The following is a 22,007-nucleotide window of genomic DNA, read 5'->3' on the forward strand; positions in this document are numbered from 1 at the left end:
TTAATGTCTTCCCTTCAATGGAAGATGAGTATCTGCAATAATTTTTTGAAAATCCCTCTCAGCCTGCGCCCAATCCAGCACATCGACTTTCCACGGCAGATCGGACTCTGAAAACGCCTCTTCGAGCCGCCCCCGTGTCTCCAACGGCAGCGGTTCATCCCCCATAACCGCCAGATCCAGATCAGAAAACGGCTTGGCCTTGCCCGTCACACGCGAGCCGAACGCCCGCACCTCCCGGTCAGGCACAATCTCGTTGAGAATATGCAGTACGATGGCCCGTTCTTCAGGCGTGATGTCGATCCGGTCCGTCACGCGGTCCGGTCTTTCAGAACGGCCAGCAGAAACGCCGCCTCGTCGATAAAATCAGGTATCGTCGCCACGACCTGCTTTGCGGAGGCTTCGTTATAGGTGTGGCTGGTCATGTTCCGCATCTTGCGAAACACGCTCCATTGCGGCCAGGCGCTTTTGAGCAAGCCGGCTTCATTGGCGGAGCGGATCAGGTCCGGAAAGCCCATGCGGTCATATTCTTCCGGAGAGGCCGCGTTGGCTTCCAGAAATCGCTTCAGGGTCTTGTGGCTGAGTTCATAGGTGAACTCGAAACGCTGGATCAGCCCATCGCGTAGCTGCTCATCATCAGGATGGGCAACATGCCGCGCCCAGCCTTCCTTCAGACGATCCAGCGCCCGTTCCAGTGGCGTGAGGTACAGGGTCATGAAGCCTCCTGCGGGACGATCAGCTTCAGGGACGCGGTGATTTTCGCGTTCAGTTCCTCGCCCTGTCGGAACTGATCCTGCAAGGTTTTCTCCAGCGCCGCGAAGCGCTCGGTGAAAGGCACGCTGTCTTCTTCAGCCTCTTCTGCACCAACATAGCGGCCGGGTGTCAGGACGAAGCCGTGCTGCTCTACCTCGTCGAGCGTGACGGACTTGCAGAAGCCGGGGATGTCCTCATAGGGGGCCGCGTCCTTCTCGCCGCGCCAGGAATGGTAGGTGTCGGCGATGCGGGCGACGTCCGCATCCGTCAGTTCGCGGCGGGTGCGATCGACCATCGTGCCGAGCTTGCGGGCATCGATGAACAGCATCTCCCCGCGACGGTCGCGCCATCCTTTCGGGTTTTTGGTGCGGGTCAGGAACCAGAGGCAGGCCGGGATCTGGGTCGAATAGAAAAGCTGGCCGGGGAGGGCGACCATGCAGTCCACGGTGTCAGCCTCGACCATGCGGCGGCGGATCTCACCTTCGCTGTTCTGGTTGGACGACATGGACCCGTTGGCCAGCACGACGCCCGCTGTCCCGTTCGGGGCGAGGTGCCACAGGATATGCTGGAGCCATGCATAGTTGGCATTGCCCGCAGGAGGCTTGCCATACTGCCAGCGCGGGTCTTCCTCCAGCGAGGCGTTCCACCAGTCCGAGATATTAAATGGCGGATTGGCCAGAATGGTATCGAAGCGCAGGCCCTTGAGTTCGTCCCGCAGGAAGCTGCCTTCGTTGTTCCAGCGGATGTCCGCGCCGATGCCCCGGACGGCGAGGTTCATTTTCGCCAGACGCCAGGTCGTGTGGTTGCTTTCCTGCCCGTAAATGGCGATGTCGCCCAGTTTGCCGCCGTGGGATTCCACGAACCGTTCCGACTGTACGAACATGCCGCCCGACCCACAGCAGGGGTCATAGACGCGCCCCTTATAGGGTTCGAGCATGGAGACCAGTGTGCAGACGACACTGGATGGGGTGTAGAATTCACCCCCGCGCTTGCCTTCCGCGCCCGCGAAGCCACCGAGGAAGTATTCATAAACGCGCCCCAGCACGTCACGGGCCTGATCCTCGCTTCCACCCATGCCGATCTCGGAAATGAGGTCGATCAGTTCGCCCAACATGACACTGTCCAGCGCGGGACGTCCGTAATCCTTGGGGAGAACGCCCTTGAGCTGTTCAGGGTTGGCCTGCTCGATGGCCAGCATGGCGTCATCGATCATTTTGCCGATGCCGGACGAGCGGGCATTGGCCTGAAGGTGCGACCAGCGGGCAGTTTCTGGCACCCAGAAGATGTTCTCGGCCAGATATTCGTCCGGATCTTCCGCTGCTGCCGGGTCATCGTGGAGAAGGATCTCGTGATACGCCTCAAACGCCGTGGAGATATAGCGCAGGAAGATCAGTCCGAGCGTGACATGCTTGTAGTCGGACGGTTCGAGGTTCTTGCGCAGCTTGTCAGCTGCCAGAAACATCTGCTGTTCGAAGCCAAGGTTGGCGGCTGTTGTCTTCGCTTTTGTCCGTGTCGTCTTCTTTGGAGCCGGTGCGGCATCCGGGTTCTTGCGGGGGCGGCCACGGGGCATAGGAACAGGCTTTCAGGCTGACAGAACAGGTCGTTACAATCTGCCCGATCAGACCCTGAACGTCGAGGGTTGAGAGAAGCCTTGATGAGAGGTCCGGTTTCGAGATGATAGAGCTGTTATGACACCTGTCAGATCAGGCCTTCCGCAGCCTGCTCGACGATACTGTCTGTCAGCGACTGTGTCGGAGAGTTTCAACCTTGTTCGAATTCTCAGGCTTGCAAACCAGTCTGCCCAAAAGTGAATAAATACCCTTTTCGACATTCAGGAATGGCATTCATTCCTGCACGTCGCTGTGGCCATTCTGCTTTCGCACATCGCTCTAGCAACGGCCCCGCGTCGGTATGCCTGCCGAAGTGCATAAATTGACCGAAATTCAATATAATCAAGGTATTTGAAAAAAGCTGATTGAGAAATCAAAGTCTCTCGGATCTGGCGTAGATCCTCGAATTTCATTCGCGCCAAGGCAATCGCTTCCTGTAATTTCGCCTTGTTTCCTTGGACGCCCGCGATGCCCAACTGGTGCTTCAGCTTTTTGCGACTGTGAGCATTTGTTCTGGCCCTCGCGCGCCGTAAGGCATCTTCATAAGCTAGTTCCGACGCCCGATACGCCATCGCAATTTCCGGATTATCCCAGCCAGAATCCGGAGTGCGCGGCATTTCCGGCTGCGCGCCTCGCCGGTTTTGACTGGCGAAGTGTGCTTTATAATACAAGCAATCCCTCACCTCTGTTTCGCGGCAAAAAATGTGAGCAGTGAGAGGCGCATTATAAAGATTCTTATCTTTTTCAGGATTACTACCAGATGGACAAAGCGTCTTGCCGGTTGAGTCCGCCGTAAGACATGGTATTGACCGCCAATATTTCCGGACCGTACGCTCGCTGACTCCGGTTTTTTCGGCCAGAGCCGTCTGTGTGATCTTCTTCCCTGCTGGCCACACGCGGACGGTGTCGACGAGCAGCTTAATAAAACTTTCGGATCTGCGCCGTGCACTTTCTCGTCCTGCTGCCGCCTGTCGCTCCCGGCCCGGAATACTGTCGCGAGCATCCTTCTCGGCCTGGATTACCCGATAGGCCTGAATACGCTCGCACATCTCACGGACATTCAGGCGCTTCAGGGGAGACGTGAAACGAGCGTTGGTCTGGTAGGCAAAGCGTAAAATGGTCTCAAGAGGTGTGGCTTTCCGAAACCGTAGACGCACGATGTCAAAAAGCAGCCTGTTTCGCTCGGGAATCGACAAACCCTCGTCGAGAGGTTCATTAATGGTGGGCTGCTTTGCAAGAAGCTTCAGTAATGCACAATTGAGAAAATGCAGATCGACCGGTGTAGTTCCTGACGTAGTCTCGATATGTGTCCCCCAGGGCGCAGGGATGAGTGTTTCCGAGGGCTGAGGTGTTGCTCCTAAAAATTTTCCTATCAGGCTTTCCGCGAGGTCAGCGTAACGCTGCGGTGCCTTTCTGGCCCCTTTTCCTAAAATGACGGGATCCTCAAGCCATAGGACTGCAAAAACCTTTCCGGTCATGCGATCTCTTATGATCCAGGGGCGGACAGAGATCGGGAGCAAGTCAAGGCGCGTCTCCCAGCCCGGGTTGAGAAGGCAGATCAAAATATTGCGCGCTTGCCGTGTATTCGCACACAGGTAGTTCTGATGAACTGCAACAGGAAGCGGAACGCGGTTATCCTGCTCGCTGAATGCGCTACATGTCTCTGTCCAGCGCGGAAATCGAGGCAACAGCGTTTCAGCGATGATGCGTTGAGCCGGTTCAAAATTTCCGATTTCTGAGACAGCTTCCTGCAGGATGTGAGGCGTCTTTATGTGCCAGTGCGGGAGGACGTCCAAAGGGTTACTGTTTACATGGCTCATAGTTTTGCAGACGCTCATGACTGAAGTTCACTCTTTCCGAGGTCAGCACTGGCTTTTCAGGAAAACAAAAGACTGATAATGCGCCCGGCAATAGCCAAAACGAGCAGAATACCGGCATTTACATAAACAGACGCCGGCATGACCACGATCTGGCCTGTCGCTCGCGGGCGACCTCTTTTACGCCTGACCGCAAGACCATGCAGGTCAGCTGCAGCAGAGTTATTCATGTCCGGTACAGGGGTGTTGCGCTGAACGTGCGATGCCAGAAAAGCGTCCAGATCTTGTTTGCGAAAGCGAAGCCGTCGACCGATCGCAATAAAGACGGTCGGCCCCTGGCCGCGGGATCGCATTGTGCGAAAGGCATCGTATGATATTCGTAGATATTCCGCCGCTTCTCTCGAAGTCATGACCTCGCAGGCGCTGCCGTTATTCCGGTGATCCACACGTCCGTCCTCACTGCTTCCCTGTGCCGCATTCAGGATAGTCGGAAGTATCCAGTAAAATTCAACAGGAAACCGAAGGAAGTATTTCCGCTTTCGTTACGAATATTATTTTTGCGGGGCGTTTTCAGTTTCTGGGCAGAGAGAATTTCCGCAGCAGCAAGAATTATAACAAAATATTTCAATGCGGGTTTTGTCATGCTCACATATGTATCCTGTGGGCCGGATTTACCTGGCCGCGCTTTCATCGCTGTCATAAATGAAGCCAAGTACACGGGCGCGCTCTTCCGCATCCTCAGCAAGGGTTGTCAATACGGGCTGGTAGTAGCGGTCCAGACTTTTGAGATCGCGATGCCCGGTGACCCTGCACAGGTCCAAAGGATTGGGGAAAAATCTGGCAAGACGGCTGGTGGCTTCATGACGGAGATCGTGAAACGTCAGATCGGCGAGCCCTGCTTTCTTAACACGCCGACCGTATCGTACTGAAAAAGCGCGTTCATCGCCGATCTGGAAGATCAGGTCATCCGGATCAGGGGAAGCAGGAAGCGTGTTCAGCTTGTCGTAGAGCAGCGCTCGTGCCCCGGGCATCAGCGGGCGCAGTTCCGGGCCCATTTCCTCGGCAAGATGCAGGGTCTTGGTGTGTCGGAGCGAAATTGTTCGCGCCACAAGATTGACATCGCGCCAGCGCAGGGACGCGGCTTCGCCTAATCGCGTGGCCTGCTCAATGGCCCATTTCACAAACCAGACGTCATCCGGATGGCTTTCGGACGCCACTGCGGCAAGCAGGCGGTCATATTCGCTGGCTTCTGTCGTGTTGGGAGGAATGGGGCTCGTTGGGCTCTCCGGAGCGTCTTCCTGCAGTCGTCGGTTGCGCTTGCGATCGGCGCCTGTCGGCCGCTTGATCATGCGTCCCGAAGCCGGGTTCAGCGAGAGCGGGACATCCCATTCGCTCATGGCATGATTGAGAATGGAGGCCAGGAGGTTGAGCCGCTTGACGACTGTCGCAGCAGCCAGATCCTTGCCCTGCCGGTCGCGAAAGCCTCGAACCGCTGGAACCGTCAGGCGAGAGAGCTTCAGGTCTGCGATGGGATCGCGAAGCAGTGCCGGGATATGGCCTGTCCGGTCAGCGTCGCGGTGAGCCATGCATTCGTCACGGTAGCGCTCAATCAGGGTTCTAAGCACGAGACCGTCCAAGGCCCGGACGTCGATATGACGCCCTTCACGCACTTTGACCGAGGTTTCCTCGAGCCAGGCGCGGGCGAGGCGGGCGGTGTCAAATGTTCTGATGATCCGCTGGCCGTTGACCAGCTTGCGGGCCCTGTATTGCTTTGGCCCCCGGCAACTCACACCATCGGGCAGCGGACGTCCCGTGGCGGGATCTTTAGCATTTTCGGCGGACTTTATGCGGGCCATGAGACGAACTCCGAAAGGGGACGGAATCGTCATTGGTCCAGAATTGGTCCAAAATCGCTACTTAATTTTTTTGTTTTGGCGCCCGATACAGCTCTAAATTGCTGATATCATTACCAAAAAAATTTGGTGTCCCGTACGGGATTCGAACCCGTGTTGCCGCCGTGAAAGGGCAGTGTCCTAGGCCTCTAGACGAACGGGACTGGAGGCGTGAGCGGGTGTATAAGGGGGTTCATTTGTGCCGTCAAGCACTTGAAACGTCAGAAATGAAAAAAGTTAGATTTTGTCGTTCCTGCCAGGTTTCCACCCTCAAATGCCCTGCCAGATGCAACAGCGGCATCGTCCGATCTTCAAGCAAGGGGACAAATGGTTTGTCCCCCGCACGGAAGACAAGTGCCTTCAGGCGTGTCCCGCCGTCTTCACCCTGGAACATCACGCGCAGGGTGTTTCCGTCCTTGCCAATGCGATCAGTCTTGACGCATCGCACATTGCTGATTGCCAGAACGGGCTCTTCATTGCCGGGTCCGAAGGGAGCCAACCGCGCAAGCTGAGCAGCGACTTCAAGCGAAGCGCCTCTGAGTGTGGTGAGGCCATCGATCCGTAATGCGTCCTGAACCGGAAGAGCGCGGGCTTCGGAAAGCGTGTTGTCCAGCAATTCATGGAAAGTGGCCGCATTGCCTGCTTCCAGCGAGAAGCCGGCAGCCATGGCATGGCCACCACCCGTCAGAAGAAGCCCGGACTGTCTGGCCGCGATGATTGCGGCACCGATATCCAGTCCAGGAACAGAGCGGGCAGATCCTTTGATAATCCCGTCCGCGAGAGCGCCGACCAAAGCCGGACGATTGAATCGCTCCTTCAGCCGTCCCGCGACAATTCCCACAACACCCGGATGCCAGGTTTCACCATGCAGGAAGATCACCGCATGATTGGCTTCGATCTGCTGTTCAGCCTGTTCCATAGCCTGGGCAAGAATGCCAGCCTCGACGCTCTGACGTTGCCGGTTCACGTTATCCAGCTCATCCGCAAGAGCACGAGCTTCCACGACGTCTTCGGAGAGTAGAAGTCGCAAGCCAAGATTGGCCTTGGCAATACGGCCTCCCGCGTTGATGCGTGGCCCCAAAGCGAAGCCACAAGCCATCGCGCTGGCTTCTTCCTTCACGCCTGCCACAGAAGAAAGGGTGGCTAGTCCCAAGCGCTCTCCTCGCGCCATGACGCGCAAACCCTGCATGACGAGTGCACGGTTCAGCCCGGTGAGAGGCATGACGTCACAGATCGTGGCAAGGGCCGCGAGATCAAGGCGCTTAAGAAGGTCAGGGGCAACGCGTCCATCCGTAAACCAGCCATCTCGTCGAAGAAGACGTACTGTGGCGACCATGGTCAGGAAAGCGACGGCCGTTGCGCAGATTGCGCCAAGACCAGAGGTGCAGTCGAGGCGGTTCGGGTTGACGACAATGCCCTTCGGCAGGATCGAACCATCCGGCTTGTGATGATCAAGCACAATGACGTCCGTTTGGCCGTGAAAGCCGTTCAGAATGTCGATCGCAGCAGTGCCGCAATCGATGCAGACGAGCAGGGTTGCGCCTTCGGAAACCAGTTTTTCGAGGGCTGGTGTGTTGGGGCCGTAGCCCTCGGTCATGCGGTCTGGGATATGGGTGCTGACGGTGCAGCCAAGTTCCCGGAGAGTATCACAAACCAGTGCAGTGCCGCAGGCGCCATCCACGTCGTAGTCGCCGAAGAGGCCGATATGTTCATGGTTGCGGACAGCCCGAGCAAGCCGGTCGGCAGCTTTGTCCATATCCTGCAGACAGGAAGGGTCAGGCATGAGATCCCGCAGGCGCGGGTCCAGAAAGGAGGCTGCTTCCGTGGCTGTAACACCACGGGCAGTCAGGATACGGGCCAGAAGTTCCGGAATGGCTGCTCTTTGAGCCATTCCAAGGGCAAGGCGGTTATCCGCCTCTGCCAAACGTGGATCACGCCAGATCCACCGACGGTTGCCTGCGCTGCGGGATACGCCGAGGACCAGGCCCGTATCGTCTTCTAACATGCTACTCCATTCAGGATGGTCGATTTGTCTTCAGACTGAAGTCGTGATGGCTTTCAATATAGCGAACTGTGCCTGATTTTGAACGCATGACAATCGAATGCGTCTTGGCGCGGGTTGGGCTGATCCGTTCCACCCCCTTCAGCAGAGAGCCGGTGGTGACGCCTGTAGCGCTAAACAAAACGTGACCGGCGGCCATGTCGTGCAGACCAAGAAGGCGCGTGGGGTCTTTGCCGTCAGCCATTTCGCGGGCGCGTTCACGCTGTGCATCGTCTTCGAACAGCAGACGGCCCTGCATCTGACCATTCATGCAACGGATTGCGGCTGCTGCGAGAACACCTTCAGGAGCACCGCCGGAACCTGCGTAAAGATCTACGCCGCCGCCATCGATGCAGGTTGCGATAGCCGCAGCAACGTCACCATCGCTGAGAAGCTGAACGCGGGCACCAGCCTGACGGGCACGGGCAATCAGTTCTTCATGGCGTTCGCGGTCCAGCGTACAGAGCACGAGGTCAGAAACATCACGTTTCTTGGCCTTTGCCAGGTTGCGCAGGTTTTCTTCGATGGAAGAGTCCAGATTGACGACATCGTCCGGCAGGTCCGGGCCGACGACAATCTTTTCCATGTAGATGTCCGGGGCGTGCAGGAACTTGCCGCGCTCGGCGAGGGCGACCACCGTAATGGCATTCGGCAGGCTCTTGGCGCACAGGTTCGTGCCCTCAAGCGGATCGACCGCGATGTCCATGGCTGGGCCGCCGGAGCCGACCTTCTCACCGATGTAAAGCATCGGCGCTTCGTCCATTTCGCCTTCACCAATGGTGACGACGCCATCAATGGCGACCGTATCAAAGGCGGCGCGCATGGCCTGAACAGCCGCACCATCGGCGTCGTTCTTCAGGCCGCGGCCTGTCCAGCGGTCAGAGGCAATGGCGGCCGCTTCCGTGACGCGGACAAGCTCCAGCGCCAGGTTGCGGTCAGTTACGCGGTAGGGAAGAACATTTGTAGGATCGATCACTGGAGAGAATCCTCGATCTTGAGCACCAGGGGAGCTCCCTTAACAACAGGGAGCGCGGAAAGTGCTGTGATAGCTGCAGAAATAGCCTTTTCTGGGGCCTGATGAGTCACCAGGGCCAGATATGCACGTCCCGCTGCAGCATCATGTTGCGAGACAAAGTGCACGGAAACATCATGGTCCCGGAGAACCGATGTCAGATCAGCCATGACACCCGAGCGATCTTCCACATCCAGACGAATATAGAAGGCGCTCTTCAGTTCCCCGAGGCTGGTGCAGGCAACGGGGGCTGGTGTATTTCGAACGCCCCAGACCGGAAGGTCTGCACCACGGGCCAGATCGATCAGGTCTGCTACCACGGCACTGGCTGTCGGGCCTTCGCCCGCTCCACGACCGGAAATGGTGATAGGACCACTGAACGGGCCTTGTGTGGTGACGGCATTGAATACCCCTTCCACGGCGGCGATGGCTGCCTTGGCGGGGACCAGACATGGGCGAACCCACGCCTCGATCCCGCTGTCTTTGCTGGCACGAGCCATGCCGAGCAGTTTGATACGGTATCCCAGTTCGTTGGCGAACGTCAGATCCGCAGCTGTCACATCTCGGATACCATGGACAGGAAGGGTGTCGAATTCGATGGGTTGAAACGCGATGCCTGTGAGGATGGCCAGTTTGTGAGCCGTGTCCCAGCCGTCCACATCCGTGGAAGGCTCAGCCTCCGCATAGCCCTTGGCCTGAGCTTCGGTCAGAACATCTCCGAAATCCCGGCCAGTCGTGCGCATTTCCGTGAGGATATAGTTGCAGGTGCCATTCAGGATGCCGCCCACGCTGTGGAGACGATCTGCAGCCAGACCTTCACGCACAAGTTTGATGGCGGGGATGCCGCCAGCAACAGCGGCTTCAAACAGCAGAGGCGCATTATTTTCGGCTGAAAGGCGTGTCAGTGTGGAGCAATGCAGGGCCACGAGCGCCTTGTTGGCGGTCACGACAGGCAGACCACGCGTCAGGGCTGTTTCCACCATATCGCGCGCCGGACCTTCAGAGCCGCCGATCAGTTCGACAACAACGTCAATCTCCGGGTCCTGAGCAACGGATACGGCGTTGTCATGCCAGCGGGTGGCAGACAGGTCGACGCCGCGATCCTTGCTTTTGCTGCGTGCTGTAACCGCCACAACCTCGATCGGGCGGCCAGCGCGGGCGGTAATCGTTTCAGCGTTCTCCCGCAGGAGACGAATGACGCCGACACCGACAGTCCCTAGTCCGGCCAGTCCGATCCGCAGTGGTTTCACGATTGTGCAGCTCCAAGAAGGTCAGCGGTCGATGCGCCGGCACCGTGCCGGCTCATGAAGCTCTTGATGGCCCGCGTCGCCTGACGCAGCCGCTGAGTATTTTCGACAAGTCCGATCCGGACGAACCCTTCGCCATATTCGCCAAAGCCCAGACCGGGTGCGACGGCCACGCCAGCTTCTTTCAGCAGGAGCTTGGAAAATTCCACGCTCCCCATGTCAGCGAAAGCGGGGGGAATAGGGGCCCATGCGAACATGGATCCGGCGGGGGCAGGAACGTCCCAGCCAGCAGCGCTCAGGCCACGCAGCAGAACATCCCGGCGATCCTTATACATGGCGCGGATGTCCGACACGTAATCCTGCGGGCCATTCAGAGCCGCAACCGAGGCCACCTGAATTGGCGTGAAAGCACCGTAGTCCAGATAGGATTTAATGCGTGTCAGGGCCTGAATCAGCTTTGGGTTGCCAACGGCAAAGCCCATGCGCCAGCCCGCCATGGAATATGTCTTGGACATGGAGGTGAACTCCACGGCCACGTCCTTTGCGCCCGGCACGGCCAGCAGGGATGGCGGTGGCTCATCTGCGTTGAAATAGATCTCGCTGTAAGCGAGGTCCGACAGGATCCAGATGTTTTCCCGCCGCGCGAAGGCTACGATTTCCTTGTAGAAATCGAGATTGGCGACGAATGCCGTCGGGTTGGACGGGAAGTTGACGATCAGCGCAGTCGGCTTCGGAACGGAGTGGCGCACGGCGCGGTCCAGCGCACGCAGCATGTCCTCATCTGGTGTGGCCGGAATGGAGCGCACGGACGCGCCTGCGATGATGAACCCGAACTGATGGATAGGGTAGGAGGGGTTCGGCACGAGGATCGTGTCACCGGGGCTGGTGATGGCGGCGGCCAGATTGGCCAGACCTTCCTTGGATCCCAGCGTTGCGATGACTTCCGTCTCCGGGTCGACGGAGACGTTGAAGCGGCGCTCATAATAGTTCGCCATGGCGCGGCGCAGACCGGGAATACCGCGGCTCACAGAATAGCCGTGCGCGCGCGGATCACCCACGGTTTCGACCAGCTTCTGCACGACGTGAGCCGGCGGAGCACTGTCCGGATTGCCCATGCCGAGGTCGATAATGTCCTCACCGGCCGCTCGCGCGGCAGCCTTGGCCTTGTTCACTTCAGCGAACACGTAGGGCGGCAGGCGGCGGATGCGGTGGAACTCTTCGGTCATGACCAGCTCAAGGTGAGAAGATTAAGGGAGGAGGCACGATAGACAGGTTTTTCCGTAAGAGGAACAGTCCTTTACGGTCCCGCAGCACAGGGAGGGGCTCAGCCCCCAATCCGTACGCGCACACCGTCCCCAATGGCTTCCGCATGAATGCTGATGTCAGATGCCGGAACACCTCTTTTGACAAGAGCATCAGCTACGGTCCGGGCACGCAGAAGGCCCAGAGAGATTTCTCTTGCCTGATCTGCGGCGGAAAGCCCTGCATCCGCACTCATGGCTGCCCCAAAGCCAAGAATCGTTACTTTCTGTTTGCCACGATGGGACAGCAGACGCTGGTAATCTCCAGACGGGTCGCCCACTACATGATCTGTGGAAGGCTGAAAGCGGATCAGCGTTCCTTCGGGCGTGGAGCTGTCAATATCCGGGCGAAGCGGGCCGCTCAGATTGGCGTCCATCGGAATGTCAAAGCCAGGGAACTGAGGCGGCGGTGGCGGTAATGCGCCAATCTGCGGATATTCTCCCGGAGGTGTTGGCGGGATCGATTTGGCGATGACGGGAGGAAGCTCTGCTTCTGGCTGCTCAGACTTTACAGTCTTCACCGGTGCGGGCGCCTTGGCGGGCATTACGGGCGCGCTCGTCGCCGTATCTGTTGCGGCAGCATCCTGAGCGGGCTGGCCGGCAGAGGTCATGGTCAGGCTGTTTTGTTCGTCTGAGTCCGTGCCCGTTGGATTAACGGCTGAAGGGGCTGTCCGGGGAGGCGGCGGCGGCGCTACCGGCAATGTGCCACGTGCTGCGGTTTCACGCTGGGCAAGATTGCGCTGGGCTTCCAGCTGCATCGTGAGGTTGATGCGCGCTTCCGGGGACGGCATCTCCGGCAGTTTCGTGGGGGTGCGCCCTACATGCGGGTAGGGCTCGTTCTGGCCCGGCGGAGGCGGACGCAGCTTGGCAATTTCTCCACCTTCGAAGCTATGCCACCACCCCGCTGGTACGTCGACGGGGTCCTGATGCTGGCAGCCGGCAAAGAGGGGAGTGGCCAGCAGCAGCATGAACGGGATCTTTCCCGTATTTCTGCGCGTTACCGCTCTCCCGGGATGCGTCATGTTCCCTGAACCCACTGTGCCGTTCCTGCCTTCGCCAAATCTCTGAACAGGGCGGAGACTAGCCGTTCGTGATCGGGATGGCGAGACTTCGTCTTTCCCGGACTTGGCATGAAGGCAAACGAAGAGCAGGATAGGGGGATGAAGACGCACGATGGATCTGGAAACGACATGGACATCACCAGAATGACCCTTACCCGTCTGGACGACGAGCCCGATGCCCCAGAGGCCCCGGAAGACGACAACAAGACGCTGAACAGCCCGATCAGCGAACTCGAAAGCCGCCTGTTCGACCAGCGCAAGGTTCTGATCTTTGGTGGGATCAACGACAAGATCGCCCGTGACGTGACGGGGCGCCTTCTGGCGCTGGCCGGTTCGTCCGACAAGCCGATCGACGTCTATGTGAATTCCCCGGGTGGACATGTGGAGAGTGGCGACACCATCCATGACATGATCCGCTTCGTGGATTCGATTGCGCCCATCAATATGATTGGTACTGGCTGGGTCGCCTCCGCAGGTGCGCTGATTTATGCAGCGGGCCGCCCGGAGCGTCGCGTTTGCCTGCCAAATACGCGGTTCCTGCTTCATCAGCCGATGGGCGGTGTGCGCGGTCCGGCAACGGATATCGACATTGAAGCCCGTGAGATCATCAAGATGCGTGAGCGTCTGAACCGGATTTTCGCCAAGGAAACGGGACAGACATACGAGAAGGTCGCCAAGGATACGGACCGCAACTACTGGATGTCCGCGAAGGAAGCGATCGACTACGGGCTTGTTCACCGTATCATCCACTCCGCGACCGACCTGAAGTAAAACTACAAGCTCCAAGGGGCACGGCGTGCCGCAGGGCACGCCGCGAAGACTATCATGAAAAGCCTGGCCGAAATCTATTCCCACCTTCCCGACGCACCGTCGGAGAAGACGCTTGAGCGCGTCGATTATGAAGCGCGCCACTGGAGCAGCCCAATCAAGGGGCCTCTCAAGCCGGGAACGGAAGAGCACAAGAAGGCTGTCGCGCAGATGTTCCGCGACACGTTCAATCCATACAAGCCTTCGGTCATTGACTGGCCGGAACTTGATCCGGAAACGCTGCACCGCATTACGTCCCTGCCAATCTGGGATATCGCTGTTCAGACTGAAGGCAAGGCACGCCTCCGTATGGCCGCCTATGCGGCGATGATTGATGACCCGGACATGAAGGACGCTCTGTCCCGCAATGCCTGGGAAGAAAATCGCCATAAGGAAGTTTTGACCAAGCTGGTTGAAGCCTACAAAATTCCGATGGCGCCTGAGCCTCCCTATGTGGAGCCGAAAGACACGGAATGGGCCTATCTGGTGACGGGCTTCTCTGAATGTGTGGACAGTTTCTTCGCCTTTGGCCTTTTTGCCTTGGCTGAGCGTGCAGGACTCTTCCCGCCGGAACTGATCGAGACATTTGAGCCTGTGATGCAGGAAGAATGCCGCCATATTCTGCTGTTTGCGAACTGGCTGGCCTGGCATCGGGCAACAATGCCGTTTTGGAAGCGTCCATGGTTTGAAGCGCGTGTTATCGGCGTCTGGATCTTCCTGGCGTATGAGCGCATGGGCTTGGCGCGCAGCATCGACGAAAGCGGTGAAGAGCACACGCAGGACAATAATTTCACGGTCACTGGGGCCAAGGACATGACGAATATGGACGTCAATGTTCCTGACCTGATGCAGCTCTGCCTTGATGAGAATGACCGCCGCTTTGCGGGCTATGATCCGCGGTTGCTTCGGCCGACAACCACTCCGGCCATTGCGAGAGCGATTATCAAGGGAGCAAAAACATGGGCATGTCTGCGCAGCAAGCTATGCCCCGTGAAGTCTGCTGCCTGAAATAATTTCTGGAAATTCGGCACGGTAAAAGGATCAGGTTCGCCTGATCCTTTTTTTATACCCTGATTAAGCTTGGTCGTTCGTGGTTGGGGAAGGGGCAATGAGGTGCGGGCTTCTGCGCCTCGACGAAAAGTCAAAAAAAGAGGCCCCTTGTTGGAGCCTCTTTTTGCGGAAATTAGTCTGCAGTTGATGCGTCGTCGTCACTCTCTGGGCCTGTCATCATGGCTTCTGCCACGACCCCGGCTTCAGCACGGACACGCCGTTCGATTTCCTGCGCCATTTCAGGATGGTCTCGCAGGAACTGCTTGGCGTTTTCACGTCCCTGACCAATGCGCTGGCTATCGAAAGAGAACCATGCGCCTGATTTCTCGACGATGTTCGCTTTCACGCCCAGATCAAGAAGCTCACCGACCTTGCTGATGCCTTCACCGTACATGATGTCGAACTCAACCTGACGGAACGGCGGGGCCATCTTGTTCTTGACCACTTTGACGCGCGTCTGGTTTCCAACGACCTCATCCTTGTCCTTGATGGAGCCGATGCGTCGGATATCCAGACGAACGGAAGCGTAGAACTTCAGTGCGTTACCGCCGGTTGTGGTCTCCGGATTACCAAACATCACGCCGATTTTCATGCGGATCTGGTTCAGGAAGATGACCAGTGTGTTCGATCGTGAGACGGTTCCGGTCAGCTTGCGCAGGGCCTGGCTCATGAGGCGGGCATGAAGGCCGACGTGGCTGTCGCCCATATCGCCTTCGAGTTCTGCTCGCGGAACCAGCGCGGCCACTGAGTCCACAACCAGAACATCAATGGCGCCGGAACGAACCAGCGTATCGACGATTTCCAGCGCCTGCTCACCGGCATCCGGTTGGCTCAGCAGAAGGTCATCGACGTTAACGCCGAGCTTCTTGGCATATCCAGGGTCAAGCGCATGTTCCGCATCGATAAAGGCGACCGTACCGCCCTTTTTCTGTGCTTCAGCCAGAACATGCAGTGCCAGCGTGGTTTTGCCCGAGCTTTCCGGCCCATAAATCTCGACAACGCGGCCGCGGGGCATGCCGCCAATTCCGAGGGCGATATCAAGCCCTAGGGAACCGGTTGAAATGACGTCAGCCTGCTCTTTCGGGCGCTGGCCCATCCGCATGATCGACCCTTTGCCGAACGCACGCTCGATCTGGCTGAGAGCGCCTTCAAGCGCCTTGGTCTTGTCCATTCAATCCTCGTAATCGTTCATGGCTGGTGGGTAGGAACACGATAGACCTTGCCACGCCCTCCGCATAGGAGGGCACCTCTCACCGGAGAGAATTTCATCGTGTTCTGAGGTGTCGTGTTCACAAATGTTCTGGTCACCATATCATGAGAACAAGAGGCTTCGCCAAGGGGGTAGCATTAGAAAAAAGAAGATTCTTTTTATCTGATCGGAGAATGGTTGCCCGCTGGCCTTCTGAGTTTCCACACATAAGCAATGACTGCGGCCACGACCTTGAAGTGCTCTGCCGGAATTTCACTTTCGAGAGGCAAGGGATAAAGAGCGCGGGCCAAAGGAGGATTCGCTACGATGGGTACGCGATGGTCCTGTGCTAGCTCTCGAATGCGCGCGGCTACGTCGTCAACACCTTTGGCAACGATCTTAGGGGCACTTGATGCGCCCTTTTCATAAACAAGTGCGACGGCATAGTGCGTTGGATTAGTCACAATGACCGTGGCGGTTTTTACGGCGTCCATCATGCGCTGCCTGGCCACCTTGGCGCGCATGGCTTTCAGTTTTCCTTTAACGTGCGGGTCGCCTTCAGTATTTCGGTATTCTTCCTTGAGCTCTTCCCGGCTCATTTTGAGTTTGGCTGTATGCCGAAATCGCATCCAGAAGATGTCGCCTCCAGCAATCACAAGTTGAGCCAAAATCATGCCTGTGGCGCCACTGAGCCCCAGACGAATAACAGTCGTCAGAATGGCGCTTGCGTTGAGGCCTGTCATACTCCGGGCGTCAGGGATAATGCCTTTCGCCAAGTGCCAGAGTACAGTTACGAAAATCAGCAGTTTGACGAGCGCTTTGCACGTATCCGGCAAGGTGTCGCCGCCCAGAATCCTCTTTAGACCTCCCATAGGAGAAACGCGGGACATTTTGGGCAGCAATGATCCGGGATGAATCAGAAAGCCGGTTTGCAGGAAGCCCACACCGAGCGTGAGTGCCGTGATGAGCCCTGCTACGGGAAGGGCGAGTGCAAGCCCTGCGGTGATGGTGTGTTGTGTTGTGGAAAGAAGGTCGCCCTGTACCATCGAAATGGTTCCGGCATTGGCCATGAGACTTTTCATGCTGTGCACAAAGTTGGGCACCAAAAACGGAAGAAGCGCGAAAATACCCAGGAGGCCACCGAGCAGGACAGTAAAGCTCATGGCTTCTCGAGAAAGAACGATTTGTCCGTCGTCTCGGGCTTTCTGGAGCCTTTGTTGCGAAGGGGCTTCTGTTCTGTCTTCTGCGTCTGCCACGCGTTAAAGCCCCGGCAGTGCGCGGAGCACATCAAAAGCCTGTCCTTGCCAGACTGTCAGCATGGCCTGAAGTGTTAACCCCAGGAGCGCAATGCCCCCCAACATTTGTAAAGGGTTGGCGGCATTATAAATTTGTAGATTGGGGAGCAGCCTCGTCATGATGCCGAGCATCATTTCCCAGATAAGCGACAGGATCAGAAATGGAGCACTGAGTTCCAGGCCAAGAGTGAAAGCCTTGCCCGTCATCTGAATAATACTGCGAGCGGCATCTCCCAGAATGGGCCAGTGCGGAACTGCCGCATGATTCATGAGGGGCCCTCCCGGTGGAATGAGGCCGTAGCTGCCAATCACTGCGTGTATTGGCAAAAGGTAGGCACCGGTGATCAACAGGATCAGAGGGGCGAGCAGATTCATGAAGCGAGCGGGCGCTGAGCTACTGGAGCCAAGGTCGGGGTCTGGCTGGAGCACGCTGGAAATACCGATGAACATGGCGATCATCTGACCGGCAATAGGGAGCGCCATCGTAATCAGGCGTGCAATCCATCCGATCAGCAGGCCAGCGAAAAGCTCCGCAGAGATCATTCCTGCGAGAGCTATCGGGCCAAGTGTGTCGAGCTGAGAGGTGTTCAGCAAAGGGAGGACCAACGGCACGATCAGAAAGGTAAGTGTCAGGGCAATTCCTGCTCTGATCATCATGGGGAGTGACTGTTCCCCTAGTCCTGGCATCACCATGACTGTTGCACCTGTTCGGCAAAGAACCAGCACAAACGCCAAGGCCCATTCTGTCAGAACCTGTCCGGACAGATCCGTTGGAAAAGGAAACGATGTCACGTTGTTCCGACGAGAATGAGCTGATCAAACAGATGTCGGGTGAACGTCAGCAGGGTTGCCGTCATGAAGGAGCCTGCCATCATCATGACAACACCGATGGCGATCACTTTGGGGACAAAGGACAATGTGCTCTCATTCAGCTGCGTGACGGCTTGAAAGAGTGACACCAACAGACCAACGGCCAGCGCAGTGAGGAGAGCCGGAGCGCTCAGTTTGAGGGCGACAATGAAGGTCTGCTCCAGAATCGCGCCCAGATCGATTGCCTGCATTGGTCAGATCGTCATTTTCATAACGTCCTGGTACGCCTGCACCATTCGGTCTCGAAGGACCGTGGACGTCTGAAGCGCGAGCTGGGCGTTGGATACGGCTGTGACGATCTGGGTCATGTCCCCGCCGCCATGCAGTCCGGCAGCAGACTGTGCTTCTGCGTCATGGCCAGTGTTGAGGACGCTGCTGACCGCCTGCGACATGACAGAGCCAAAATCGCCTGAGGCAGCCGTGCCATCAGGAACGTCGTCCGTCACTCCTGTCTGAAAGCGGCTCTGAAGGCTTTGGGCATATGCGCTATGCGCTTGGGAGAGGGACGTGATCATGAGTTATTTCAACAGGTCCAGTGTGCGGGACAGCATGGTACGGGTGCTTTGCATGGTGTTGAGGTTGGCTTCGTACGAGCGTTCGGCTTCGCGCATGTCCATCATCTCCACCATTGAATCCACGTTGGAAATTTTTACGTAACCCTGTGCATTGGCCGCAGGATGAGACGGGTCATACTTTGTCTGGAAGTCAGACATGTCCCGGCCGATTTCCTGCACATCGACGGTGGAACGATCAGTGTCGTTGTCCACGTGTTCTGCGAAGGTGATGGTTTTTCGTCGATAGGGATCCGCGCCGGGTGTGGAGCCTGTCGTGTCTTGGTTGGCAAGGTTTTCGGCCACAATCCGCAGGCGCTGGGCCTGAGCATCCATCCCGCTGGCAGAAATGCCGATGGTGTTGGAGAGGTTCATGGGTCAGCTCCCCTTATTTGCCGAGAACTGTCTGAAACATGCTCATGTATTTTCCGTAGATATTGACTGCGAGATGCTGCTGGTCGCTCACGTCTGCCACCTGTTCCATCTGCTGATCGAGGGAAACCTGGTTGCCATCCAGAGACTGCTCGGTTTCAACGTCTTGCACATGCGTGACGGAGGCTGATGAGCCTATATGTTGAGGCTGCGTCGCCGTGGGCGTGATCTCGAACTGGCTTAATGCCGCTTCAAAAGGGGAGACATCCTTGGGCGTGTAATCAGGGGTATCTGCATTGGCGATGTTACCTGCAAGAACCTGCTGACGCGCCTGAAGCCAGTTCAGACGGTCCTGACCAAGGGCAAACAGGTTTGTGCCACTGGTCGCTGTGGTGTCCGTGTTGCGCATTGCTGCAGTTTCCCTCCATGCAGAACCCTGTTTCGGCCCGATAGAGTTGATCATGGCGGAAAGTGCTTAATGAATGGTTGATACCATCCATGATTCTCCGGCCTCCGATAATAATCCGGGTCCTGATGAGGAGAATTTCGGCAGTTATTAGGCGTCTATTAATCTTTATCCGGCACTCTTTTCCAAAGTGAAGGAAATACGGTGCCATGACCTTACATGACGGTTTGACTGCCTGTTCGGCGTTGATGTTCATAATTGTGCTTCTTGTCTGTCTGAAGCCTTTGCTGAAGCTCGTCAGTTCGCGCCGGGGAGGGCATGGAAAGTCCGGTGCGGGGCTGTCTCTTGTGGGACAGATGGCCTTGGATCGCACCCGGCGACTTTCAGTCATACGGTACGGTAGCCGTGAGGTTCTGGTACTGACTGGTGGCAGTCAGGATGTGCTGCTGGAATGGCATGGTGACAGAACCGGTTTTGCTGCAGCACTGGAGGAGGCTTCGTGAAGTCCTGCCTTCTCCTGTTTGCGCTCCTGCTCTGTCTGTTGTGCCCGCATTTGGCATATGGTCAGGCCGTCAGTATTGATCTGGGGCAGTCCGGCGGGGCTGGAACGACCAGCAGGCTGGTGCAGCTTAGTGCTCTCATCACCGTTTTGTCGCTTGCCCCCAGTCTTCTGGTGATGGTGACAGCCTTTACGCGGATCGTGATTGTGTTGTCGCTGCTGAGAAGCGCACTCGGCGCGCAGGGCACGCCGCCGAACACCGTTCTGATCGGGTTGGCGCTTTTTCTGACGTTATTTGTGATGCAGCCTACGCTTCAGAAATCCTGGGATACAGGCGTTGCTCCCATGATGGCGGGGCAGGTTGGTGAGATGGAAGGGCTAAGCCGGTCTGCGCAGCCTTTTCATGATTTCATGGCCGCTACGGCACGGCCTGCAGACATTTCAACCTTTCTGGACATTGCCCATGAAAAGCCGCCTCAAAAAATTGAGGACACACCGTGGCGTGTTCTTGTGCCGGCTTTCATGATTGGAGAGCTGCGGCGCGGTTTTGAAATGGGATTTCTGCTGTATCTGCCATTCCTCGTCATCGATCTCGTTGTTTCGAGTGTCTTGATGAGCCTTGGCATGATGATGCTCCCCCCCAGCACAGTGTCTTTGCCATTCAAGCTGATCTTTTTTGTGATCGTTGATGGCTGGTCGCTGGTGGCGGGGAGCTTGGTAAGAAGTTTTACCGGGTGATCAGTTCGTCGTTCCAGCGGCAAGGCCTGCGCCGCGTGGATCAGTGTTTCCGTGGCAGTTATTGCCGCCTGTGCATGTCACGGCATTGACGCGACCTGAGCCAGAATGGGCAATTTCTGCCCCCTGAGTTGCGGCCCGTGCCGCATCGCCCACAGCATCCGCAGCGTCATTCTGGCCAGATGCCGCAATCGCAGCCTTCAATCCGCGACGGTCTCTCAGAATTGCCGCTGCGAGGAGGGGGCGAGGTGTCGCGGCGGGAGATGCACCAAGCACGATGCCTGTGCTGCCAGCGATACGGCCTGTTCCAAACAGATTATTCTCGCTCAGGCTGCAAGCAACGGCCATGCCATTACGGTCCGTGACGACAAAGGATGTGGAGGCGGGAAGTGCAGGAAGAGCGCTACCTCCTGTCTTGCCGTTATCCAGAGCTGCCTGTGCGGTAGCGATATCCGTTGCGCCCGAAGCGCGCCAGGCGCTGACAGCGCCTTGGGCTGATGAACCGGTTGTATAGCGAATGGCTGCGCCAAGGCCACCATCAGCGGGTGGTGCAAGGAACGAAGCGCTGATGCCGTTGGACTGTGTGGTGAGAGCGACCGTCTCGACCGGGAGCGTTTTCCGCAGGTCACTGGTGTTGAGACCCCCACCAGCTTTTTGAGCAGCCGTACTGTAAACGTCTGCAAGGGCACCATTATACAGATCGCCAATGCCGGCCGAACGGATACGCTCCAGGAAGCCAGCCAGGCGAGGCTGGATCAGATTATCACCAGACGCCAAGGTTCCTGCTTCGCCACGTCCGAAAATAGCGCGGGCATTCTCGTCAGCCAGAAGGGCCGTCCGCACAACTGCCAGATCGGAGGCGAGGGCGCGACTGACGGTAATGCCGTTGCTGGCAAGGTTCATCGAGGGGGCGATCAGGTCGTTGAATTCAACCGAGCCATAATGGTGATGGATCAGGAACAGGCCGCGAAGCGTAGCGGGAGTAGATGCCGGGCGATTGCCGCCCACACTGCTGCCAGCGGCGGGCAGGAAACTGATGCTCTGCGCGGGGGCGCCGGGCTGGGATATGAGGCATGCGCCTCCACCGCCCAGAGACGCGCGGGAGGGAAGGGTCACACCAAGGGCAATGGCTGTGGCCACGGCGGCGTCTGCAGCATTGCCTTTGCGTGCCAGAACATCGTGGCCAACAAGTGCTGCCTGTGGTTCGTCAGCGACCACTGTGCCGATGCTGCCTGTGAGAGCCGGGGCGGGAGCTGTGCCCACGAGGGACGTGAAGCCAGGAATACTTGAGCAGGCGGTCAGCAGGAGCCCTGAGGCTACCGAAGCCAGAAGGTGGAACGACACGCGGCCTGCCTTACGGGAGCCGCGGAGGGAAATCTGGTTTCGACGGTGCGCCACCTGGCGTTTCTCCACTATCTGGTCTCGGGTCCGGCAAGTGAGATGCACCCCATTCGGAAGAGACCTCACATTCAGTTTGCTCAGTCATAACGGTAATCCCTCTG

At 57.6% G+C, this 22,007-nt stretch carries 24 protein-coding genes and 1 tRNA gene; 4 read left to right on the forward strand and 21 right to left on the reverse strand.

Translation table 11 applies throughout. The annotated features are described in order from the left end of the window. The 13 genes from KP702_RS00910 to KP702_RS00970 form a co-directional block, all read right to left on the reverse strand. Positions 1 to 312 carry a nucleotidyltransferase domain-containing protein gene (locus KP702_RS00910; protein WP_215768380.1) on the reverse strand — a complete coding sequence of 104 codons (312 nt, stop codon included), beginning with the start codon at positions 310 to 312 and terminating at the stop codon, positions 1 to 3. Then, positions 309 to 713: a nucleotidyltransferase substrate binding protein gene (locus tag KP702_RS00915; RefSeq protein WP_146863794.1), complete on the reverse strand. Its 405-nt coding sequence runs from the start codon at positions 711 to 713 to the stop codon at positions 309 to 311. Before KP702_RS00915 ends, KP702_RS00910 begins: the two co-directional genes overlap by 4 nt. Then, positions 710 to 2,320, reverse strand: coding sequence for a class I SAM-dependent DNA methyltransferase (locus tag KP702_RS00920; RefSeq protein WP_215768381.1), 1,611 nt, complete (start codon positions 2,318 to 2,320; stop codon positions 710 to 712). Before KP702_RS00920 ends, KP702_RS00915 begins: the two co-directional genes overlap by 4 nt. Before the next feature lie 261 nt (positions 2,321 to 2,581). Then, complete coding sequence (locus tag KP702_RS00925; RefSeq protein WP_215768382.1) at positions 2,582 to 3,409, reverse strand: hypothetical protein; 828 nt, start codon at positions 3,407 to 3,409, stop codon at positions 2,582 to 2,584. Positions 3,410 to 4,236: 827 nt separating this feature from the next. Further along, positions 4,237 to 4,530, reverse strand: coding sequence for a hypothetical protein (locus KP702_RS00930; RefSeq protein ID WP_252348482.1), 294 nt, complete (start codon positions 4,528 to 4,530; stop codon positions 4,237 to 4,239). A gap of 125 nt (positions 4,531 to 4,655) precedes the next feature. Continuing rightward, complete coding sequence (locus KP702_RS00935) at positions 4,656 to 4,820, reverse strand: hypothetical protein (RefSeq protein ID WP_167506379.1); 165 nt, start codon at positions 4,818 to 4,820, stop codon at positions 4,656 to 4,658. Between the two features lie 28 nt (positions 4,821 to 4,848). Continuing rightward, positions 4,849 to 6,066, reverse strand: coding sequence for a site-specific integrase (locus KP702_RS00940; protein ID WP_215768383.1), 1,218 nt, complete (start codon positions 6,064 to 6,066; stop codon positions 4,849 to 4,851). Positions 6,067 to 6,157: 91 nt separating this feature from the next. Next, a tRNA-Glu gene (locus tag KP702_RS00945) sits at positions 6,158 to 6,233 on the reverse strand. Positions 6,234 to 6,274: 41 nt separating this feature from the next. Next, positions 6,275 to 8,074 carry a single-stranded-DNA-specific exonuclease RecJ gene (recJ, locus tag KP702_RS00950; protein WP_202206309.1) on the reverse strand — a complete coding sequence of 600 codons (1,800 nt, stop codon included), beginning with the start codon at positions 8,072 to 8,074 and terminating at the stop codon, positions 6,275 to 6,277. 10 nt (positions 8,075 to 8,084) lie between these two features. Beyond that, positions 8,085 to 9,086 carry a class II fructose-bisphosphatase gene (glpX, locus tag KP702_RS00955; RefSeq protein ID WP_202206310.1) on the reverse strand — a complete coding sequence of 334 codons (1,002 nt, stop codon included), beginning with the start codon at positions 9,084 to 9,086 and terminating at the stop codon, positions 8,085 to 8,087. Then, a complete protein-coding gene (locus KP702_RS00960; RefSeq protein ID WP_202206311.1) occupies positions 9,083 to 10,372 on the reverse strand; it encodes a homoserine dehydrogenase in 1,290 nt (429 codons plus the stop codon). The genes glpX and KP702_RS00960 overlap by 4 nt, the downstream gene beginning before the upstream one ends. Next, positions 10,369 to 11,595, reverse strand: coding sequence for an LL-diaminopimelate aminotransferase (locus KP702_RS00965; protein ID WP_063904432.1), 1,227 nt, complete (start codon positions 11,593 to 11,595; stop codon positions 10,369 to 10,371). The genes KP702_RS00960 and KP702_RS00965 overlap by 4 nt, the downstream gene beginning before the upstream one ends. Positions 11,596 to 11,693: 98 nt before the next feature. Further along, the gene (locus KP702_RS00970; protein WP_202206312.1) at positions 11,694 to 12,692 is read right to left on the reverse strand and encodes a hypothetical protein; all 999 of its coding nucleotides are present in this window, start codon (positions 12,690 to 12,692) and stop codon (positions 11,694 to 11,696) included. Between the two features lie 168 nt (positions 12,693 to 12,860). Here KP702_RS00970 and KP702_RS00975 point away from each other — a divergent pair, with 168 nt between their 5' ends. Next, a complete protein-coding gene (locus KP702_RS00975; protein ID WP_046900896.1) occupies positions 12,861 to 13,502 on the forward strand; it encodes an ATP-dependent Clp protease proteolytic subunit in 642 nt (213 codons plus the stop codon). 54 nt (positions 13,503 to 13,556) lie between these two features. After that, complete coding sequence (locus KP702_RS00980; RefSeq protein ID WP_202206313.1) at positions 13,557 to 14,546, forward strand: ferritin-like domain-containing protein; 990 nt, start codon at positions 13,557 to 13,559, stop codon at positions 14,544 to 14,546. Positions 14,547 to 14,721: 175 nt separating this feature from the next. Here KP702_RS00980 and recA read toward each other — a convergent pair whose 3' ends face one another. The 7 genes from recA to flgB form a co-directional block, all read right to left on the reverse strand. Beyond that, entirely contained in the window at positions 14,722 to 15,759 is a 1,038-nt protein-coding gene (gene recA, locus KP702_RS00985; RefSeq protein ID WP_202206314.1) for a recombinase RecA, read from the reverse strand. Positions 15,760 to 15,956: 197 nt separating this feature from the next. Then, a complete protein-coding gene (locus tag KP702_RS00990; RefSeq protein WP_202206315.1) occupies positions 15,957 to 17,033 on the reverse strand; it encodes a flagellar biosynthesis protein FlhB in 1,077 nt (358 codons plus the stop codon). Positions 17,034 to 17,036: 3 nt separating this feature from the next. Continuing rightward, positions 17,037 to 17,864, reverse strand: a complete 828-nt coding sequence (locus KP702_RS00995; protein ID WP_215768384.1) for a flagellar biosynthetic protein FliR — start codon at positions 17,862 to 17,864, stop codon at positions 17,037 to 17,039. Next, positions 17,861 to 18,133, reverse strand: a complete 273-nt coding sequence (locus tag KP702_RS01000) for a flagellar biosynthetic protein FliQ (RefSeq protein ID WP_046900071.1) — start codon at positions 18,131 to 18,133, stop codon at positions 17,861 to 17,863. The genes KP702_RS00995 and KP702_RS01000 overlap by 4 nt, the downstream gene beginning before the upstream one ends. Before the next feature lie 3 nt (positions 18,134 to 18,136). Next, positions 18,137 to 18,457, reverse strand: coding sequence for a flagellar hook-basal body complex protein FliE (locus KP702_RS01005; protein ID WP_202206317.1), 321 nt, complete (start codon positions 18,455 to 18,457; stop codon positions 18,137 to 18,139). 3 nt (positions 18,458 to 18,460) lie between these two features. Further along, positions 18,461 to 18,868, reverse strand: a complete 408-nt coding sequence (gene flgC, locus KP702_RS01010; RefSeq protein ID WP_046900069.1) for a flagellar basal body rod protein FlgC — start codon at positions 18,866 to 18,868, stop codon at positions 18,461 to 18,463. A 13-nt stretch (positions 18,869 to 18,881) separates the two neighbouring features. Then, positions 18,882 to 19,274, reverse strand: a complete 393-nt coding sequence (gene flgB, locus KP702_RS01015; protein ID WP_046900068.1) for a flagellar basal body rod protein FlgB — start codon at positions 19,272 to 19,274, stop codon at positions 18,882 to 18,884. A 206-nt stretch (positions 19,275 to 19,480) separates the two neighbouring features. Here flgB and KP702_RS01020 point away from each other — a divergent pair, with 206 nt between their 5' ends. Together KP702_RS01020 and fliP are read left to right on the forward strand one after the other, a co-directional pair. Next, positions 19,481 to 19,774, forward strand: a complete 294-nt coding sequence (locus KP702_RS01020) for a flagellar biosynthetic protein FliO (RefSeq protein ID WP_202206318.1) — start codon at positions 19,481 to 19,483, stop codon at positions 19,772 to 19,774. Beyond that, the gene (gene fliP / locus KP702_RS01025; RefSeq protein ID WP_202206319.1) at positions 19,771 to 20,508 is read left to right on the forward strand and encodes a flagellar type III secretion system pore protein FliP; all 738 of its coding nucleotides are present in this window, start codon (positions 19,771 to 19,773) and stop codon (positions 20,506 to 20,508) included. The genes KP702_RS01020 and fliP overlap by 4 nt, the downstream gene beginning before the upstream one ends. Here the strand turns inward: fliP and KP702_RS01030 are convergent, their stop codons facing one another. Then, positions 20,509 to 21,903, reverse strand: a complete 1,395-nt coding sequence (locus KP702_RS01030; protein WP_202206320.1) for a gamma-glutamyltransferase — start codon at positions 21,901 to 21,903, stop codon at positions 20,509 to 20,511. Between the last annotated feature and the right edge of the window lie 104 nt (positions 21,904 to 22,007).

Source organism: Gluconobacter sp. P5B12, from assembly GCF_018812035.1.
Taxonomy (GTDB): domain Bacteria; phylum Pseudomonadota; class Alphaproteobacteria; order Acetobacterales; family Acetobacteraceae; genus Gluconobacter.

What these genes read in the sequence shown, in the direction of transcription:
- KP702_RS00915 (WP_146863794.1), bottom strand. Translation starts at nt 713, where the DNA reads ATGACCCTGTACCTCACGCCACTGGAACGGGCGCTGGATCGTCTGAAG.
- KP702_RS00920 (WP_215768381.1), bottom strand. Translation starts at nt 2,320, where the DNA reads ATGCCCCGTGGCCGCCCCCGCAAGAACCCGGATGCCGCACCGGCTCCA.
- KP702_RS00925 (WP_215768382.1), bottom strand. Translation starts at nt 3,409, where the DNA reads ATGTGCGAGCGTATTCAGGCCTATCGGGTAATCCAGGCCGAGAAGGAT.
- KP702_RS00930 (WP_252348482.1), bottom strand. Translation starts at nt 4,530, where the DNA reads ATGCGATCCCGCGGCCAGGGGCCGACCGTCTTTATTGCGATCGGTCGA.
- KP702_RS00935 (WP_167506379.1), bottom strand. Translation starts at nt 4,820, where the DNA reads ATGACAAAACCCGCATTGAAATATTTTGTTATAATTCTTGCTGCTGCG.
- KP702_RS00940 (WP_215768383.1), bottom strand. Translation starts at nt 6,066, where the DNA reads ATGACGATTCCGTCCCCTTTCGGAGTTCGTCTCATGGCCCGCATAAAG.
- recJ (WP_202206309.1), bottom strand. Translation starts at nt 8,074, where the DNA reads ATGTTAGAAGACGATACGGGCCTGGTCCTCGGCGTATCCCGCAGCGCA.
- KP702_RS00965 (WP_063904432.1), bottom strand. Translation starts at nt 11,595, where the DNA reads ATGACCGAAGAGTTCCACCGCATCCGCCGCCTGCCGCCCTACGTGTTC.
- KP702_RS00970 (WP_202206312.1), bottom strand. Translation starts at nt 12,692, where the DNA reads ATGACGCATCCCGGGAGAGCGGTAACGCGCAGAAATACGGGAAAGATC.
- KP702_RS00975 (WP_046900896.1), top strand. Translation starts at nt 12,861, where the DNA reads ATGGACATCACCAGAATGACCCTTACCCGTCTGGACGACGAGCCCGAT.
- KP702_RS00980 (WP_202206313.1), top strand. Translation starts at nt 13,557, where the DNA reads ATGAAAAGCCTGGCCGAAATCTATTCCCACCTTCCCGACGCACCGTCG.
- recA (WP_202206314.1), bottom strand. Translation starts at nt 15,759, where the DNA reads ATGGACAAGACCAAGGCGCTTGAAGGCGCTCTCAGCCAGATCGAGCGT.
- KP702_RS01000 (WP_046900071.1), bottom strand. Translation starts at nt 18,133, where the DNA reads ATGCAGGCAATCGATCTGGGCGCGATTCTGGAGCAGACCTTCATTGTC.
- KP702_RS01005 (WP_202206317.1), bottom strand. Translation starts at nt 18,457, where the DNA reads ATGATCACGTCCCTCTCCCAAGCGCATAGCGCATATGCCCAAAGCCTT.
- flgC (WP_046900069.1), bottom strand. Translation starts at nt 18,868, where the DNA reads ATGAACCTCTCCAACACCATCGGCATTTCTGCCAGCGGGATGGATGCT.
- flgB (WP_046900068.1), bottom strand. Translation starts at nt 19,274, where the DNA reads ATGCGCAACACGGACACCACAGCGACCAGTGGCACAAACCTGTTTGCC.
- KP702_RS01020 (WP_202206318.1), top strand. Translation starts at nt 19,481, where the DNA reads ATGACCTTACATGACGGTTTGACTGCCTGTTCGGCGTTGATGTTCATA.